The organism is Stenotrophomonas maltophilia group sp. msm1, assembly GCF_032025805.1.
Classification (GTDB): domain Bacteria; phylum Pseudomonadota; class Gammaproteobacteria; order Xanthomonadales; family Xanthomonadaceae; genus Stenotrophomonas; species Stenotrophomonas hibiscicola.
The window spans coordinates 935,023-951,919 of record NZ_JAVSKH010000002.1; the positions used below are offsets into that span (position 1 = coordinate 935,023).

Annotated in this window: 14 protein-coding genes; 10 read left to right on the forward strand and 4 right to left on the reverse strand. The window is 68.6% G+C overall.

The window, feature by feature from the left end; genetic code table 11:
• Positions 1 to 23: 23 nt before the first annotated feature.
• Positions 24 to 905, reverse strand: coding sequence for a LysR substrate-binding domain-containing protein (locus ROV95_RS11985; protein WP_111099207.1), 882 nt, complete (start codon positions 903 to 905; stop codon positions 24 to 26).
• 122 nt (positions 906 to 1,027) lie between these two features.
• Between ROV95_RS11985 and ROV95_RS11990 the strand changes: the two genes are divergently transcribed.
• On the forward strand, positions 1,028 to 1,729 hold the full coding sequence (locus tag ROV95_RS11990) for an ankyrin repeat domain-containing protein (RefSeq protein ID WP_312544548.1): 702 nt from the start codon (positions 1,028 to 1,030) through the stop codon (positions 1,727 to 1,729).
• Positions 1,730 to 1,780: 51 nt separating this feature from the next.
• A complete protein-coding gene (locus tag ROV95_RS11995) occupies positions 1,781 to 3,238 on the forward strand; it encodes an amidohydrolase family protein (RefSeq protein ID WP_312544550.1) in 1,458 nt (485 codons plus the stop codon).
• Positions 3,239 to 3,357: 119 nt separating this feature from the next.
• On the opposite strand, the gene ROV95_RS12000 is transcribed toward ROV95_RS11995, so the two are convergent.
• Positions 3,358 to 4,287 carry a LysR family transcriptional regulator gene (locus ROV95_RS12000; RefSeq protein ID WP_206621739.1) on the reverse strand — a complete coding sequence of 310 codons (930 nt, stop codon included), beginning with the start codon at positions 4,285 to 4,287 and terminating at the stop codon, positions 3,358 to 3,360.
• Between the two features lie 92 nt (positions 4,288 to 4,379).
• Here ROV95_RS12000 and ROV95_RS12005 point away from each other — a divergent pair, with 92 nt between their 5' ends.
• On the forward strand, positions 4,380 to 5,573 hold the full coding sequence (locus ROV95_RS12005; protein WP_312544553.1) for an MFS transporter: 1,194 nt from the start codon (positions 4,380 to 4,382) through the stop codon (positions 5,571 to 5,573).
• 735 nt (positions 5,574 to 6,308) lie between these two features.
• On the opposite strand, the gene ROV95_RS12010 is transcribed toward ROV95_RS12005, so the two are convergent.
• Positions 6,309 to 6,962, reverse strand: a complete 654-nt coding sequence (locus ROV95_RS12010) for a response regulator transcription factor (protein WP_312544554.1) — start codon at positions 6,960 to 6,962, stop codon at positions 6,309 to 6,311.
• Positions 6,955 to 9,984: a triple tyrosine motif-containing protein gene (locus tag ROV95_RS12015; RefSeq protein ID WP_312544556.1), complete on the reverse strand. Its 3,030-nt coding sequence runs from the start codon at positions 9,982 to 9,984 to the stop codon at positions 6,955 to 6,957. Before ROV95_RS12015 ends, ROV95_RS12010 begins: the two co-directional genes overlap by 8 nt.
• Positions 9,985 to 10,081: 97 nt before the next feature.
• Here ROV95_RS12015 and ROV95_RS12020 point away from each other — a divergent pair, with 97 nt between their 5' ends.
• From ROV95_RS12020 to ROV95_RS12050, 7 genes are all read left to right on the forward strand, one after another.
• Entirely contained in the window at positions 10,082 to 10,414 is a 333-nt protein-coding gene (locus tag ROV95_RS12020; RefSeq protein ID WP_019659977.1) for a hypothetical protein, read from the forward strand.
• Positions 10,415 to 10,464: 50 nt separating this feature from the next.
• Positions 10,465 to 10,908, forward strand: a complete 444-nt coding sequence (locus ROV95_RS12025; RefSeq protein WP_058982409.1) for an AraC family transcriptional regulator — start codon at positions 10,465 to 10,467, stop codon at positions 10,906 to 10,908.
• Positions 10,905 to 11,561, forward strand: a complete 657-nt coding sequence (locus tag ROV95_RS12030) for a hydrolase (RefSeq protein WP_312544558.1) — start codon at positions 10,905 to 10,907, stop codon at positions 11,559 to 11,561. The genes ROV95_RS12025 and ROV95_RS12030 overlap by 4 nt, the downstream gene beginning before the upstream one ends.
• 2 nt (positions 11,562 to 11,563) lie before the next feature.
• Positions 11,564 to 11,989: a DoxX family membrane protein gene (locus ROV95_RS12035; protein WP_312544559.1), complete on the forward strand. Its 426-nt coding sequence runs from the start codon at positions 11,564 to 11,566 to the stop codon at positions 11,987 to 11,989.
• A gap of 119 nt (positions 11,990 to 12,108) precedes the next feature.
• A complete protein-coding gene (locus ROV95_RS12040; protein ID WP_312545128.1) occupies positions 12,109 to 13,956 on the forward strand; it encodes an amidohydrolase in 1,848 nt (615 codons plus the stop codon).
• The gene (locus ROV95_RS12045; RefSeq protein WP_312544560.1) at positions 13,935 to 15,218 is read left to right on the forward strand and encodes an alginate export family protein; all 1,284 of its coding nucleotides are present in this window, start codon (positions 13,935 to 13,937) and stop codon (positions 15,216 to 15,218) included. Before ROV95_RS12040 ends, ROV95_RS12045 begins: the two co-directional genes overlap by 22 nt.
• Positions 15,212 to 16,858 carry an MFS transporter gene (locus tag ROV95_RS12050; RefSeq protein ID WP_312544562.1) on the forward strand — a complete coding sequence of 549 codons (1,647 nt, stop codon included), beginning with the start codon at positions 15,212 to 15,214 and terminating at the stop codon, positions 16,856 to 16,858. Before ROV95_RS12045 ends, ROV95_RS12050 begins: the two co-directional genes overlap by 7 nt.
• Positions 16,859 to 16,897: the final 39 nt, after the last annotated feature.

The window sequence follows — 16,897 nt, forward strand, 5'->3', positions numbered from 1 at the left end:
CCCATGGCGTGGATCTACTGTGGTCAGTCCGGTTCGCGCTGTACCTGCCGCCACAGCTCGCTGGCCAGTGCCCGCACCGCATCATCGGCGTCGGCGCGATGCAGCAGGCCGATCTCGTAGTTGTCGACCACCGGCAGCCCACGCTCGCCATCGATGATGCGGTGCTCGCGCGTGACCGCGCGGCGCGGCAGCAGGCTGATGCCGATGCCATCGGCCACGGCGCCCTGGATGCCACTGAGCGATGAGCTGGTGAAGGCGATGCGCCAGCGCAGGCCCAGCGCTTCCACGGCGTGGATCATCTCGTCGCGGTACAGGCCGCGCGGCGGAAACGTGACCAGCGGCAGCGGGTCCTGCTGCAGGCAGCTGCTGCGCAGGCTGTCGATCCAGTGCATCGGCTCGCGCCGGCAATGCACCGCCTGGCGGCTGTTGCGGCGCTGCTTGACCAGCACCAGGTCCAGCTCGCCGTGGTCGAAGCCCTGCGCCAGGTCACGGCTGAGGCCGCTGCTGATCTCCAGCTTCACCTGCGGGTGGCGGCGGCTGAAGGCGGCCAGCATGCGGGTGGTCTGCGGGTTGACGAAGTCCTCCGGTACGCCGATGCGGACCGCGGTTTCCACCGTCGCGCCGGCCAGCGCCTGTGCCATTTCCTCGTTCAGGTCGAGCATGCGCCGCGCGTAGCCGAGCAGGGTGTGGCCGGCATCGGTGGGGTGCACGTCGCGATGGCCGCGCTCGAGCAGGCGATGCCCGGCCAGTTCCTCCAGCCGCCGCACCTTCTGGCTGACCGTGGACTGGGTCGAATGCAGGCGCGTGGCCGCCGTGGTGAAACTGCCGCAGTCGGCCACCATCACCAGCGCCCGCAGCAGGTCCAGTTCGAACAGGGTTCTATTCGATTTGGCACTGTCTTGCATTTGAACATTTCACTTCTGGATACCCAGGCCGACTTCTACCATGCGGGGCAGGGGCCGGCAATGCGCGGCTGTTGCTACCGTCGCACGGCGTTCCGTGGCGACGGACACGAGGAGATACTGTCATGCGTGTCCATCATTCCGCTGGCTGGCCTGCGCCCTTCGCGCGCGCGCTGCTGTTGTGCCTGCTGGCCATGGTCACCCCCGCCTGCACCGCCATGTCCCGGGCCGACGCAGACGCGCGCCTGCGGGATGCTGCCAGCCGCGGCGACGTCGATGCGGTGCGACAGGCGATCGAGGAGGGCGCCACGCTGGAGGCGCGCGATGGCCAGGGCCGCACCGCGCTGCTGCTGGCCACGCATGGCAACAACGTGGAGGCCGCGCGTGCGCTGATCGAAGCCGGTGCCGACGTCAATGCCAAGGACGCGATGCAGGACAGCGCCTACCTGTACGCCGGCGCGCGGGGCCTGGATGAGATCCTGGCGATGACCCTGGCGCATGGCGCCGATCTGCGCAGCACCAACCGCTATGGCGGCACCGCGCTGATTCCGGCCGCCGAGCGTGGCCACGTCGCCACCGTACGTACGCTGCTGCGCGCGGGCGTGGCGGTCGATCATGTCAACCGCCTGCACTGGACCGCGCTGCTGGAAGCGATCCTGCTCGGCGATGGCGGTGCGCGCCACGTGCAGATCGTGCAGCTGCTGCTGGAGGCAGGTGCCGACCCGGAGCTTGCCGACGGCGATCGCGTGACGCCGCTGACGCACGCACGCCAGCGCGGCTATGCCGGAATTGAGACCCTGCTGCGCCAGCACGGCGCGCTCCGCTGAATGCAAACCCCTTCCACCCGCACGCTGGGCGTGCCCATCAGGATGCTGTCCATGTTCCGTTCCCGTCCGTTGTCCCTTGCCATCCTCCTTGCGGTAGCACCTCTGTCGGCGTCTGCCGCCGAGCGCGCCGACCTGCTGATCCGCAATGCCACCGTGGTCGATGTCGAGCACGCCAGCACCCTGGCCGGGCAGAGCGTGGTGATCCGCGGCGAGGACATCGTCGCTGTCGGTCCAGATGCGCAGCTGCGCAGCCAGTGGAGCGCGGCCCGCCAGATCGATGCCAAGGGCAAATACCTGATCCCGGGCCTGTGGGACATGCATGTGCACTTCGGTGGCGGCCCGGCGCTGATCGAAGAGAACAAGGCGCTGCTGCCGCTGTACATCGCGCACGGCATCACCACCGTGCGTGACTGCTCGGGCGACCTGCCCGAGCAGGTGCTGCAGTGGCGTGGCGAGATCGCCAGGGGCACGCTGTTCGGCCCGCGCCTGCTCAGCTCGGGCGCGAAGATTGAAGGCATCAAGCCGGTGTGGAAGGGCACGATCGAAGTGGGCAGCGAGACCGACGTCGACAAGGCGATCACCCGACTGCAGCACGACAAGGTCGATTTCGTGAAGATCACCGACAGCACGCTGACGCCGGAACTGTTCCTGTACTCGGCCAGCGCTGCGCGAAAGGCCGGCTTCAAGGCCTCGGGCCACATTCCAATGGCGCTGACCGTGGAGCAGGCGGTCGATGCCGGCCTGGCGTCGATCGAGCATCTGGACTACGCATTCAAGTCCGGCAGCAAGGATGAAGCGCAGATCGCCGCCGACTTCGGCGCCGGCCGCATCGACCGCGCCGAAGCCAATCGCCGCCTCGACGCCAGCTTCGACCGTGACACCGCGATGCACGCCTACCGTGACTTCGCCAAGCGCGGCGTGTTCGTGACCCCGACCCTCAACGGTGGCCGCATCCTCGATTTCCTTGACCAGGATGACCACGCCAACGACCCGTACCTGGCCTACATCGGCCCGGGCCTGCGCGCGACCTACCAGTGGCGCGTGGACCGCGCGGCGAAGGCGACGCCGGCGCAGATCGAAGCGCGCCACGCGCAGTACCACCAGGTGGCCGCGGTGCTGCCGATGCTGCAGGAGGCCGGCGTGACGATCATCGCCGGTACCGATGCGGGCTTCCTCAATTCGTTCAATTTCCCGGGCATCGCCCTGCACCAGGAGCTGCAGCTGTTCGTGAAGGAGGGCCTGAGCGCGCCGCAGGCGCTGTCGGCCGCCACCCGTTCCGGCCCGGCCTGGTTCGGCCAGATGGACCGCTACGGTGGCGTTGCACAGGGCAAGGCTGCCGATCTGGTGCTGCTGACCGCCAACCCGCTGCAGGACATCGCCGCCACCGAGAAGATCGACAGCGTGATCCTGCGCGGCAACGTGTATGACCGCGCCGCGCTGGACAGGATGTTGGCTGATACCAGGGCCAAGGTCGCGGCGTGGAATGCGGAGGCGGCGAAGGCCAATTGAGGGTGGGGCGGGGCGGAATCCACGCAACGCATGGCGTGGATCTACCGGTTGCCGTCCGGGCATCCATACCCGCGATCAGCAGTAGATCCACGCCATGCGTGGATGATGCAGCCGATGACCTAACGCGGTGCCGGCCGCATGCCATGCAGCTGCGGCAGTGCGGCCTTCATCGCATCGATGAAGGCGCGCAGCCGCGGCGGCTGCTGGCGCGCGGCAGGAAACACGACATGCACCGGCAGTGCCGGCGCCTGCCAGTCCGGCAGCAGCTGCACCAGACGCCCTTGGGCGAGGTCGTCGGCCACCAGCCAGGCTGAGACCACCGCTGCGCCCAACCCGGCGCGTGCAGCCTGCTGCACCACGAACAGGTTGTCGCTGAGCAGGCGCGGGCTGATCGAAAGGGTATGCGCGCGCCCCTGCGCGTCATGCAGCAGCAGGCGTTCGCGGTAGTAGGTGACCAGCGAGATCCATGGCAGTGCCTGCGCCTGTTCCGGCGTACTGACCGCCGTGGCGTCCACCAGCGAGGGCGCTGCCACGACGATGCGCGGCACTTCGGCCAGCGGCAGTGCCACCATGCGCGGTTCGTCGACCGGTCCCACACGCACCGCGCAGTCGATGCCTTCGGCGATGAAATCCGGGCGACGATCTTCCAGGATCCACTCCAGGCTCAGCTGTGGGTGTTGGGCGAGGAACGCGAGCATGGTCGGAAGCAGCTGCGCCTGGCCAAAGGCATGCGGCACCATCACCCGCAGGCGTCCGCGCAGCGTTTCCGGTTCGCCGTTCAGTTCGGCCTGCAGCGACTCCCATTCGTCGACCACGCGTTGTGCATGACGCTGGCAGCGCAGGCCGTCCTCGGTCAGTTGCAGGCCGTGGGTGGAGCGCTGCAGCAGGCGCAGGCCGAGCTGTCGCTCCAGTGCCTGCAGGCGTCGGCTGACCGTCGGCTGGGTGGTGCCCAGCTGCAGGGCCGCAGCAGACAGGCTGCCGGCATCGACGATGCGCAGGAAGGTGCGCAGCAGATCCAGGCGATCAGCGCCGGTGGCGAGGTCATTCATGCATGTTGCGTATGAAATATATGTACCAGAGCCTACTACAGACGTCTGGCGAATACAGGCAGGATACGCCCACTTCCTATCCGGGCTCTCCCATGTCTACCCCCTCGCTGTCTGTTGCGGCCGCACCGGCGACCGTACCTTCCACCCCGTTGGTGCTGGCAATGGCTGCCGGTGCCGGCTTCTCGGTCGCGTCGCTGTATTACAGCCAGCCCATGCTGGGCCTGATAGCCCAGGACCTTGACGCAGGTGAGCGCGCCGCCGGCCTGGTGCCAACCCTGACCCAGCTCGGCTACGCACTGGGCCTCCTGCTGCTGGCACCGCTGGGCGATCGCTTTGACCGCCGCCACCTGATCCTGTTGAAGTCCGCGCTGCTGGCGCTCGCCCTGGGCGCAGCAGCAATGGCCGGGCAGCTGCCGGGCCTGCTGGTGGCCAGCCTGCTTGTCGGGCTGACGGCCACCCTGGCGCAGGACATCGTGCCCGCAGCGGCGGTGCTGGCGCCGGACGCGCAGCGCGGTCAGATCGTCGGCCGGGTGATGACCGGCCTGCTGCTCGGCATCCTGTTGTCGCGGGTGGTCAGTGGCGTGGTGGCTGAAGCGTGGGGTTGGCGCACGCAGTTCGTGCTGGCGGCGGTATCGGTGGCGGCGATGGGCGCGGTGATGGCGCGTGCGCTGCCGCGCTTCGCGCCGACCAGCACGCTGCGCTATCCGGCGTTGTTGGGTTCGTTGTTGGCGTTGTGGCGCGAGCAGCCGCAGTTGCGCCGTGCGGTGGCCAGCCAGTCGCTGCTGGCCGTGGGATTCAGCGCGTTCTGGTCGACCCTGGCGCTGATGCTGCATGCCCGCCTGGGTCTGGGTAGTGCGGCGGCGGGCGCGTTTGGTATTGCGGGTGCGGCCGGTGCACTGGCCGCGCCGTTTGCCGGCCGTTTTGCTGATCGACTGGGGTGCCATGCGGTGGCACGGCTGGCGATTGCGGTGGCGCTGCTGGGCTTCGGCCTGCTGCTGGCCGAAGCCTGGTTGCCGGCCGCCGCGCTGCTGCCGTTGCTGGTGGTGAGTGCGCTGCTGTTCGACTTCGGCTTCCAGTCGGCGCTGGTGGCGCACCAGACCCTGGTCTACGGCCTGGTACCGCCGGCACGCAGCCGGCTCAATGCGCTGTTGTTCACCGGCATGTTCATCGGCATGGCCGCCGGCGGTGCGCTGGGCAGCCTGGCGCTGGCGCAATGGGGATGGCACGGCGTGGCCTGGTTGGCGGTGGTGTGTGCGGGCAGCAGCCTGCTGCTGCGTTTGAAGTAGGGGGGTGTTTGGCAGGGCTTGCAGCCCTGCACCTGCTGGAGGCAACAGCAACAGCAACAGCAACAGCGGGGTTACTGTAGGGAGGCGGGGTGGGTCCGGTTGCGGGGGACGCCGTGAATCCCCAGTCCGGCCCAGCCGCTGGCGGCTGGGCGTTCGGGCGCTTGCGAAGCAATGCTTCGCAAGCGAAGCGCCCTCACCCATGGGGGCTCGGTCGCGCCTTGCTCGTGTGCGCTGTCCTGCGCACACGGCAAGACCGGGGTTGGGCGTCCTGCCCAACCCGCCCGCGGCATGCCTCGGGCCCATGGCGCTCACGCCCCCGCAACCGGACCCACCCCGCCTTCGACAGGTTCCTGCGGTCTGTTGGAATGGCTCTTGGGGTCAGATCCGTTTTCCTTCGGAAAACGGATCTGACCCCTGATTGATTTCGATATCTGACAGAAGTGTCGACCAAGGTCGACACCTACCAACCGCCATCGGAATCTGTCAGAGGTGGGGCGGTGTCGGAGTGCGGGGTGTCAGTGCCATCGGAATCTGTCAGAGGTGGGGCGGTGTCGGAGTGCGGGGTGTCAGCCGCATGGATGCGGCTGCCAAGCTTACAGGGACGTACTTGCAGCGTCCCCGCACTCCGACACCGCCGCGCCATCCCACGGAAAGCCCGCTTTTGCTGTTGAGGTTGCCGGCCAGCGGCCGGCACTACCGCGGGTGCAGGGCTGCAGGCCCTGCCGAACCCCCCCCCTAATCGTGCCCGCTGTCGTCCAGGCTGATGATGCCGCGCCGCAGCGCCTGGGTGACCGCATGGGTGCGATCACCCACGCCGAGCTTGTCCATCAGGCTTTTCATGTGCGCCTTCACCGTCTGCTCCGAAATCTGCATGCGCTCGCCGATGCGCTTGTTCGACAGCCCTCCGGCCACGTACCGCAGTACCTCGGTCTCGCGCGGTGACAGGCGGTCTTCGATCACATGCGCGGCGATGCTGGCGGCCACCGCTGGAGGAATCGGCGCACGGCGGCCACCGGCCACCATGCGGATGGTGTCGACCAGTTCGTGGCGCAGCATGTCCTTCAGCAGGTACGCGCTGGCGCCGGCCTGCAGTGCCCTCACCGCACGTACGTCACCACGGTAGGTGGTCAGCACGATGATGCGCGCGCGCGGATCCATCGCGCGGATCCGCACGATGGCTTCCACACCATCCAGGCGTGGCATCTGCAGGTCCATCAGTACCACGTCTGGCTGCAGCTGCTGGTAGCGTGCGATGGCTTCTTCGCCATCGGCGGCTTCGCCCAGCAGGCGCAGGTCGGCATGGGCGCCCAGCAGTGCCGCCAGGCCATCACGCAGCAGCGGGTGGTCGTCGACCACCAGCACGCCGATCGGGGCAGGGGACTCAGTCATGGTTTTCTCTACTCCAGGGCCAATGCCAACGCGATCGGCGGCGCTGATACAGCCGCCGGGCCGGAACTGCCAGCGCGACTTCGGTACCCAGCCCGGGGCGGGTCCACAGCTGCAGTTCCGCGCCGAGGCGCTGGGCGCGCTCACGCATGCCCTGCAGGCCCCAATGGCCATGGCCGGCATTTTCGTGGGTGATGCCCACGCCATCGTCGCGCACGTGCAGCAGGAAGCAGCGCGTTCCGTAGGAAAGTTCCACTTCGATGGCGCTGGCGTTGGCATGACGCAGCGCATTGCGGATGGCCTCGCGCCCGATCAGGAACACCTCTTCGGCCGCGTCGGCCTGCAGCGGTGGCGCCGCGCCTTCCACGGTCAGGCGCAGCGGATTGGTGCCGTGCCCGGCATACTCGGCGTGCACATCGGCCAGTGCCGAAGCGAGGTCGCGACCCGCGAACGGCCCCTCGCGCAGCGCATTGACCCGCTCGCGACCCTCGGCCAGGTTGCGCTCGGCCAGCTGCATCGCTGACTCAAGCTGGCTGCGCACCGGCTCTGGTGTCTGCGCTGACTGGCTGATCGCGTGCAGGCGCAGGATCAGGCCCTGGCTACCCTGCAGCAGGGTGTCGTGCAGGTCGCGCGCGATGCGTTCGCGCTCGCCGTTGCGTTCCTGCAGGCGCGCGCGGAACAGTGCGGCCAGCTGCCCGCTGCGGATGCGTACGGCCAGCACCAGCAGTGCAAGCACGGCGGCGGTGCACAGCAGCTTGAACCACACGGTCTGCATGAAGGTGGGAGCGATGCGGAAGCTGCGGCTGGCCGGTGCGGTGCTCCAGATGCCGTCCTCGTTGGCGGCTTCCACCTCGAACCGGTAGCTGCCGGGCGCGAGGTTGGTGTAATACGCACGTGTGCTGCTGCCAGCGTCCTGCCAGCCGTCATCCACGCCCGACAGGCGGTAGCGGTATCGGTTGCGCTCCGGACGTGCCAACGACAGCGCCACGTAATCGATCTGCAGCTGGCTGGTGCCGGCCGGGAGACGCAGACCATCGCGTAGCGGCGCGTGCTCGCTGCCATACAGCACCTCGCCGATGCGCACGCTGGGAGCCATCGTATTGACGTGCGAGCGGGTGGTGTCCAGCCAGGCCAGGCCCTGGTTGGTGGCCAACCACAGCAGGCCGTCGTCGGCCAGCGTTGCGGTGGCGATCGGTCCGCTCTGCAGGGCAATGCCCGGCATGCCGTCAGCTGCGTCGAACAGGCGTGGCATGACCGGCACGCCGCTGCGCACGGCGCGGCGCAGCAGGCCGGTTTCCAGGCGAACCAGGCCACGGCTGCCGTTGAGCCACAGGTATCCATGTGCATCGGTGACCATGCCGGTGATGCCTTCCAGTACGCCGGCCATGTCAGTGCGCACCGGAACGAAACGGCCATTGCCCAGGCGTGCTGCCAGCCCGGCCTCGCCGGCGATCAGCAGAAGGTCCCGGTGGTGCAGCATCGCGGTGATCGGCCCTACCGACAGGCCGTCCCCGGAGTCGAAGCTCTCGGTGCCATTCGCACCCAGGCGGCGCAGGCGGCCATCGGCATAGCCGAGCAGCAGCTGGCCATCGGCATCCAGCGCCAGTGATGAGCAGGCCTGCTCGGGCAGGCGGATTTCACGTTGCCACTGGTCATGCTGGTAGTGCAGCACCCCGCGTTCGCCGGTGCAGACCCAGGCCTGTCCGTCATCGGGGAACAACAGGGCATGCAGCGGCTGCCCGGTGAACGGCGCCGGCAGCGGGATCAATGTGGTGTGGCCGGCGACCGTGCGCGCGAGGTTGACCCAGTCGAACTGCCAGATCGGTGTGGGTGCCTGGCGCGCGGCAGCCTGCAGCTGCGTGGCGCTGCCATCCAGCAGGGTGCGCCGCAGGTCGTAGGGCTTGAGGTCTTCGCCATAGCCATACGCGCGGCCATCGCTGGCCCGTACCAGCGAGCGGTAGGGATCGCTTGGACCCACCGCCAGGGTGTGCACGCTGCGTGCGCGGAAACGGTTGAGGCCGAGATTGGTGCCAATCCAGAGATTGCCTTCGCGATCGACGATGATCGGTACTGCCGATGTGGCGGTCAGTCCTTGCGGCGAATCGAAGCGTTCCATGCGCACGGCCCGGGTGCCGGCGAAGGTGATGTGGGCAACGCCGCCGTGCGGACTCATCGTGGCCCACAGCGCGCCATCGGCAGTGAACTGCAGGCGCGCAGCGACCAGTTCCGGCAGCCGCCGTGCCTCACGTTCGCTGTCTGCCAGCAGACCCTGCGCGTTCGCCAGTGGCGAGGTGCCGCGCACCCGGTCGGCCAGCCACACTTCACCCTGCGGGCTTTCGGCCAGCGTCGCCATCTGCGAGACCGCGATGCCGGTGTCCTCGAACGCGGTCTGGCCCGCCGCGCGCATCCAGATCTTCAGGCCGGCCAGCACCCAGAACCTGCCCCGGCTGTCGTGCAGCACCCACTGCACACGGTGCTCGGGCAGGCCGGCAGCGGCCGGCAGTGGCTGCCAGCGGTGTCCGTCAAAGCGGCGCAGCCCGCCATTGATCGCCGCCCAGAGTTGGCCATCGCGATCCTGGCTGAAGCGCGGCACCACGCCGACCGGCACCCCCTGCTCACGGCCGTAGCTGTGCAGCCGTCCCTGCGCGAAGCGGCTGATGCCGGCCTGGAAGTAGCCGATCCACAGGGCGCCGTCGGCGGCATGCGCCAGCGTGACCATGTTGGTGGACGGGAACTGGCTACCGACGGGCGCTGCCTGCCGTTCGAAGCGACGGCCATCGAAGCGGTACAGGCCCGAGCCGGTAGCCAGCCACAAGAGGCCCTCACGGTCCTGGGCAATGTCCCATATATCGCCTGGGGCGCCCTGGCCGACACGCCAGGCGGTATGTTCGTAATCGGGCAGCCCGCCGCTCACCGGCGGGCGCTGCACGGCAAGGGCGGGCAGGGCGGTCAACAGCAGCAGGCACGTCAGCAGCGCCGGCAGGCAACGCAGGAACGGGAAGGGGCGGCCACGCATGGCGCGCATTCTGGCAGGTGTGGGGCAGCCCGGGGTGACCCGAACGGGGTAGGCGGTGGCCGCTGCGCTCGGCTATCACGCCGGCATCTCCTCCTGGAACCTGGCCATGCAGCGCCTGTTCGTGATGTTCCCTGATCGGGGGCCGGGCATCGGCCTGCTGTGGTTCCGGCTGTGCGTGACCGCCGCGCTGTGCGCGCCGGATGCTCAGGGCAGTGGGTGGTCGGCGCTGTGCCTGCTTGCAGCGGCCATGCTTGCACTGGGTATGTTGACGCCACTGGCAGCGCTCACGGCGGCCGTGGGCCTGTTCGCGCAGCAGGCGCCCTGGCCACTGGTGGCATTGCCGCCGGCGCTGCTGCTTGTGGGGCCGGGGGCCTATTCACTGGATGCGTGCCTGTTCGGGCGCCGCCTGCTCGGCCGTCGGCCTCCCCCATTCGGGTAGGTGCCGGCCTCGACCGACGGGGGTAGGGCATCGCGCAACGGCCACGCACCATGGGGCACCCCCTCGCGGCGCCCCGCATGGCCACCGTCACTCCGCCCGATCCGCCCGCCGCGCCACTGGCACCGCAGCAGGCCGCCGCACTGCAGCGCGCCCTGCGCTATGTCGATGAGCATCTGTCGCAGCCGCTGCGGGTCACCGAACTGGCGGCCGCCGCCTGCGTCAGCCGCTTCCACCTTGTGCGCCTGTTCCGTAGCGGCACCGGCGCCAGCCCGCTGCGCTATGTGCGCCGTCGCCGCATCGAACGCGCACGCCAGCTGCTGCCTGGCGCGCAGTTGCCGATGGCGTGCCTGGCCCAGCAGCTGGGCTTCTTCGACCAGAGCCACTTCGTCCGCAGCTTCCGCGCGGAGACCGGCTGCAGCCCCGGCCAGTACCTGGCCGGCGATGCCGCCCTGTCGCTTCCCCTTGATCGTGTTTCCAACGGAGTCCATCCATGACCCATGCCACCGCCACGCCCGCCCCGGCCCTGCTGTCGCCCGCCGACCATGCCCTGGTGCTGATCGACTTCCAGTCACAGATGGCGTTCGCCACCCACACCATCGATATCTCCACGCTGCGCAACAACGTGTCGCTGATCAGCAAGGGCGCCAAGGGGTTCAAGGTGCCGGTGGTGCTGACCACGGTCGCCGAAGCGTCGTTCTCCGGGCCGATGTTCCCGGAACTGCCGCAGATCTTCCCCGGCCAGCCGGTGTTCGACCGCACGTCGATGAATACCTGGGAAGACCGGCCGGTGATCGACGAGATCAACCGCATCGGCAGGCGTCGGCTGGTGCTTGCCGGCCTATGGACCAGCGTCTGCATCGTCGGTCCGGCGCTGTCTGCGCTGGCGCAGGGCTTCGAGGTCTACGTGATCACCGATGCCTGTGGCGATGTCAGCGAAGAAGCGCACGAGCGTGCGATCACCCGCATGGTGCAGGCCGGCGCGGTTCCGATGACCAGCGTGCAGTACCTGCTCGAGCTGCAGCGCGACTGGGCGCGGGGTGAAACCTACGACCTGACCACCGGCATCGCCCGCGACCACGCCGGCGGCTACGGCATCGGCATCCAGTATGCCAAGCGCATGTTCGGCGCGCAGGAAGGCGGGCACTGAGCATGCTGGCCGGCCATGGCCTTGACCTGGCCCTGCTGATGCTGCGCGTGGCGGCAGGAGGCTTCCTGCTGCCGCACGCGCTGGGCAAGCTGTTTGGCTGGTTCGGCGGACCGGGGCTGGCCGGCTTCGCCACCGAGCTGCGCGGTTTCGGGCTGCCGGCAGTGGCGCCGTTGCCGCTGCTGTTGGCCCTGTTGCAGGTGCTGTCCGGGCTGGCCGTGCTGCTGGGATGGCAGACCCGCACTGCCGCGCTTGCAGCGGCTGCTTTCATCGGCTTCACCGTGCTGTTGGCCCTGCCCAGGGGCTGGTTCTGGATGCGCGGTGGCAGTGAGTACCCGTTGATGTGGACCACGGTACTGCTGGCCATCGCGCTGGCCGGGCCCGGCACCTGGGCACTGGACGTCCATCGCCTTCCGGGAGACCTCGCATGAGTCACGATCCCCTCGACCACGGCCGCCGCACCGTGATGCTGGCCAGCGGCGCCGCGGTTGCGCTCGGCCTGGCCGGTCGCGCCGCTGCCGCACTCGATTCCACTTCCAAGGAGCGTCGCATGAGCACCCTGGTCATCCGCAATGCCCGCATCACCACCCTCGACCCTCAGCAGCCGCACGCCCAGGCACTGGCCGTGCAGGAGGGCCGCATCGTCGCCGTCGGCAGCGACGAGGAGATCATGCGCGGCTGGGGCAATGAAGCGACGCTGATCGACGCGCAGGGCAGGCGCCTGCTGCCTGGCCTCAACGACAGCCATACCCACCTGATCCGTGGTGGCCTGAACTACAACCTTGAACTGCGCTGGGACGGCTTGCGTTCGCTGGGCGACGCCCTGGACATGTTGAAGGCCCAGGTCGACCGCACCCCTGCACCGCAGTGGGTGCGCGTGGTCGGTGGCTTCACCGCCGCACAGTTCAACGAGAAGCGCCTGCCGACGCTGCAGGAGCTCAACGACATCGCGCCGGATACGCCGGTGTTCCTGCTGCACCTGTACGACCGCGCGCTGCTCAACCGCGCCGCGCTGCGTGCGTGCGGCTACAGCAAGGACACGCCGGATCCGCCGGGCGGGCAGATCGTGCGCGATTCGCTGGGCAACCCGACCGGGCTGCTGCTGGCCAAGCCGAATGCGTTGATCCTGTACGCCACGCTGGCCAAGGGGCCACGCCTGCCGATCGAGTACCAGGCCAATTCGACGCGCCACTTCATGCGCGAACTGAACCGGCTGGGCGTCACCTCGGTGATCGACGCTGGCGGCGGCTTCCAGAACTACCCCGAGGATTACCAGGTCATCGAGCAGCTGCACCGCGATGACCAGCTGACAGTGCGCATCGCCTACAACCTGTTCACCCAGAACAAGGGCAAGGAAGTGGATGACTTCCGTGGCTGGAGTGAAATCCTGCAGCCGCGCCAGGGCGATGACCTGCTGCGCCACAATGGTGCCGGCGAGATGCTGGTGTTCTCGGCGGCCGACTTCGAACTGTTCAACGAGCCGCGCCCGGAACTGCCGCCGGAGCTTGAGCCCGACCTGCACGACGTGGTGAAACTGCTGGTCGAGAAACGCTGGCCGTTCCGTATCCACGCCACCTACGACGAGAGCATCACCCGCATCCTCGATGTGTACGAACAGGTCAACCGCGAGGTGCCGTTCGATGGCCTGCACTGGTTCATCGACCACGCCGAGACCATCACCCCGCGCAACATCGAACGCATCCGTGCGCTGGGTGGCGGCATCGCCGTGCAGCACCGCATGGCCTACCAGGGCGAAGCCTTCGTCGAGCGCTACGGTGTGCAGGCTGCGCGGCACACGCCGCCGGTCAGGCGCATGCTGGCCGAAGGCGTGCCGGTCGGTGCCGGTACCGATGCCACCCGCGTGGCCAGCTACAACCCGTGGGTGGCGTTGTCCTGGCTGGTGACCGGGCGCACCGTGGGCGGCCTGGCGCTGTATGGCGAGGAGAACCTGCTCGAACGCGAGCAGGCGTTGCGCCTGTGGACGCAGGGCAGTGCCTGGTTCTCCGGCGACGAAGCGGTGAAGGGCACGCTGAAAGCTGGCCAGCTGGCTGATTTCATCCTGCTCTCGGCCGACTTCTTCCGCGTTGATGACGCGCAGATCGCCGACATCACCAGCCTGCTGACCGTGGTCGGCGGCCGCATCGTGCACGCCGACGGGGATTACGCCGGCCTGGCGCCGCAGCTGCCGCCGGCGATGCCGGACTGGTCGCCGGTCAACCGCTTCGGTGGCTACCACGTCGGCGGTGCCGCCATCAGGTTAGCCGCCGCGCATCGCCACCATCACGGTGTGGCCTGTAGTACGCATGGTGCTCACGGCCATGCCGCGCTGCATGCGGCGCCCACCGACGACCTGAGCGCCTTCTGGGGTGCGATGGGATGCTCGTGCTTCGCGTTCTGAGCCTGGCGCTGCTGGCCATGCCATGCATGGCGCTGGCCTGTGACGCCCCCCGCTGCGCCGACGTGGGCGGCGGGCAACTGCAATGGGACGCCTCGCTGCGCCTCAGGGGGATGTACTACGACCCGGCCCGATTCGGTATCGGCGGCAATGAAGACGGCTACGGCCTGCTGCGTGCACTGGCGTCGGCCACGTATGTCGAGGACAACTGGCAGGCACGGCTGCAGCTGGGCGTGCATGCCGAGAATGGCAAGGCAGGCGGCCCGGGCCGTACCGACAGTGGCGCGTTGGACGTGCAGCAGGCCTACTGGCGCTGGCAGCGCGGTGGGTTCCATCTGCAACTCGGTCGGCAGGAAGCCGGCTATGGCAGTTCGCGGCTGTTGTCGGTGCGCGATGGGCCGAATATCCGGCTGGCATTCGATGGCGCCCGTGCAGGCTGGAAAGGCCGCCTCGGCACGCTGGACCTGATGGCGCTGCGACCGCTGGAGAACCGACCCGGCGCCTTTGATGACCGCGGCGAACGCGGTGCCCACCTGTGGGGCGCGTATGCGACCACCGCGCGTGGTCGTGGCCCAGGGCAATGGGATCTGTACCTGCTGGACTACCGTCGTGAAGGCGCGCGCTTTGCGGCGGGCTCCGGTACCGAGCGGCGGAAGACCCTCGGTGCGCGTTGGTTCGGCCAGTTCGGTGCGCTGGACTGGAACAGCGAGCTGGTGGCGCAGGGCGGTGAACTGCAGACGGTTGCCGGCACGCTGGATGTCCGCGCCTGGACGCTCGCCACCGACACCGGCTGGCGCTGGACCGAGCGGCCGCTGCAACCGAGGCTGGGGCTGAAGGCGGATATCGCCAGTGGCGACGGCAAGCTGCATGACGGCCGCCTGGGAACCTTCAATGCACTGTTCCCTAAATCGGCCTACTTCAGCGAGGCCAGCCTGCTGGCCCCAGCCAACCTGATGGACCTGCAACCGACCCTGACCCTGCGCCTGCATCATGCGGTGACGACGGAACTGGGCGTACAGATGGCCTGGAAGCAGCGTCGTGCCGATGCGGTCTACACCACGCCGGCGCCGCTGGTGGCGTTGCCGGGCAGCGCCGGTGGCGCGCGCCGCATCGGCACCCAGTACAAATCCGAAACCCGCTGGCAGGCCAGCGAACACTGGCAATGGCAGCTGCAGCTGGCCTGGGTCGACGCCGGTCCTGCACTTAAGCAGGCTGGAGGCCAGGACACGCTGTTCGCCTCGATCGTTGGAGCATGGCAATGGTGAACGCACCCGCGTCGCAACCCCCCGCACAGGCCGCAGGGGCCTGGTCCCCGCTGAAGATCCAGATGTTCCGCTCGATCTGGCTGGCGATCCTGGCCAGCAACATCGGCACCTGGGTCAATGACGTGGCCGCCGCCTGGGTGATGGCCGAGCGCACCGGTTCGCCGTTGATGGTGGCCCTGGTGCAGTCGGCCACCACGGTGCCGATCGTGCTGCTGGCGCTCGCTGCCGGCACCCTGGCCGACATTGTCGATCGCCGGAAGTACCTGTTGGCGACCCAGGGCTGGATGCTGCTGGTGGCCGCAGCGATGGCTGCGTTGACCGCGATGGACCTGCTGACCCCGCAGTTGCTGGTGCTGCTGACCTTCTGCATGGGCTGTGGTGCGGCGATGGCAATGCCCGCGCAGGCCGCCATTGTCTCCGAGCTGGTACCCCAGCCGATGCTGGCCTCGGCGGTGGCGCTGAACTCGATCGGCATCAACATCGCGCGCTCGATCGGCCCGGCCATTGGTGGCGTGATCGTGGCGCAGCTGGGTGCGGTGTGGGCATTCGGCTTCAACGCCATCACCTTCGCCGCGATGCTGTTCGTGGTGTGGGGCTGGACGCGTGATCCCAAGCAGTCCAGCCTGCCACCGGAAGGTTTCGGTGCCGGCTTGAAGGCGGGCCTGCGTTACGCCAGCCGCGCCGGGCGGCTGCAGGCGGTGCTGATCAAGTCGGTCGGCTTCTTCTTCTTTGCCGCGGCGATGAACGCGCTGTTGCCGGTGGTGGTGCGTGGGCAGATGCATGGCGGGGCGGGGCAGTACGGCATGCTGCTGGGCTGCATCGGCATCGGCGCAGTGGGCGGTGCGCTGCTGCTGCCGAAGCTGCGTGCGCAACTGGATCGTGACCTGTTGGTACTGCTGGCGACCTTGTCGCTGGCCCTGAGCCTGGTCGGGCTGGCGCTGACCCGCAGCTGGTACGTGCTTCCGGCGGTGATGCTGGTCATTGGATTTGCGTGGATCACCGTACTGTCGTCGCTGCAGATCGCTGCGCAGACTGCGGTTCCGGCATGGGTACGTGCGCGTGCGCTGGCGCTGTACATCATGGTGTTCTCTGCCGGCATGGCCGCCGGCGGCCTGAGCTGGGGCGCGCTCGCACAGCGTACGTCGCCGGAGCTGGCGTTGCTGGTGGCTGCCGCAGGTGCGGTGATCGGCGGATTGCTGGTGTGGCGCGTGCGCATTGCTGGCACCGAGGATCTGAACCTGCGTCCGGCCGGGCACTGGCCGGCGCCGGAACTGTCGGTGCCGGTGTCGAATGATCGGGGGCCGGTGCTGGTTACCATCGAGTACCGCATCGACGATGCTGACCGTGCCAAGTTCCAGGCGCAGATGCGCGCGCTGGGCACGATCCGTCGCCGCGACGGTGCGGTGGTCTGGGGTGTGGTCGAGGACGTGGCCAGCCCGGGCATCCACCTGGAGTATTTCGTGACCCCGTCGTGGCTGGAGCACCTGCGCCAGCACGAGCGCATCACCGCGGATGACAAGGCCATCCAGGAAGTGCTTCGGGAGCTGCATCGCGGCGAGCGCGCCCCCGTGGTGCGTCACTTCGTGGGAGGGCATGACCCGCTGCCAGCCGCCGTGCCGCATCACCACACCGACATCTGACCCGCAGGTGGCAGAGCCGGCCGCTGGCCGGCTCCGCGT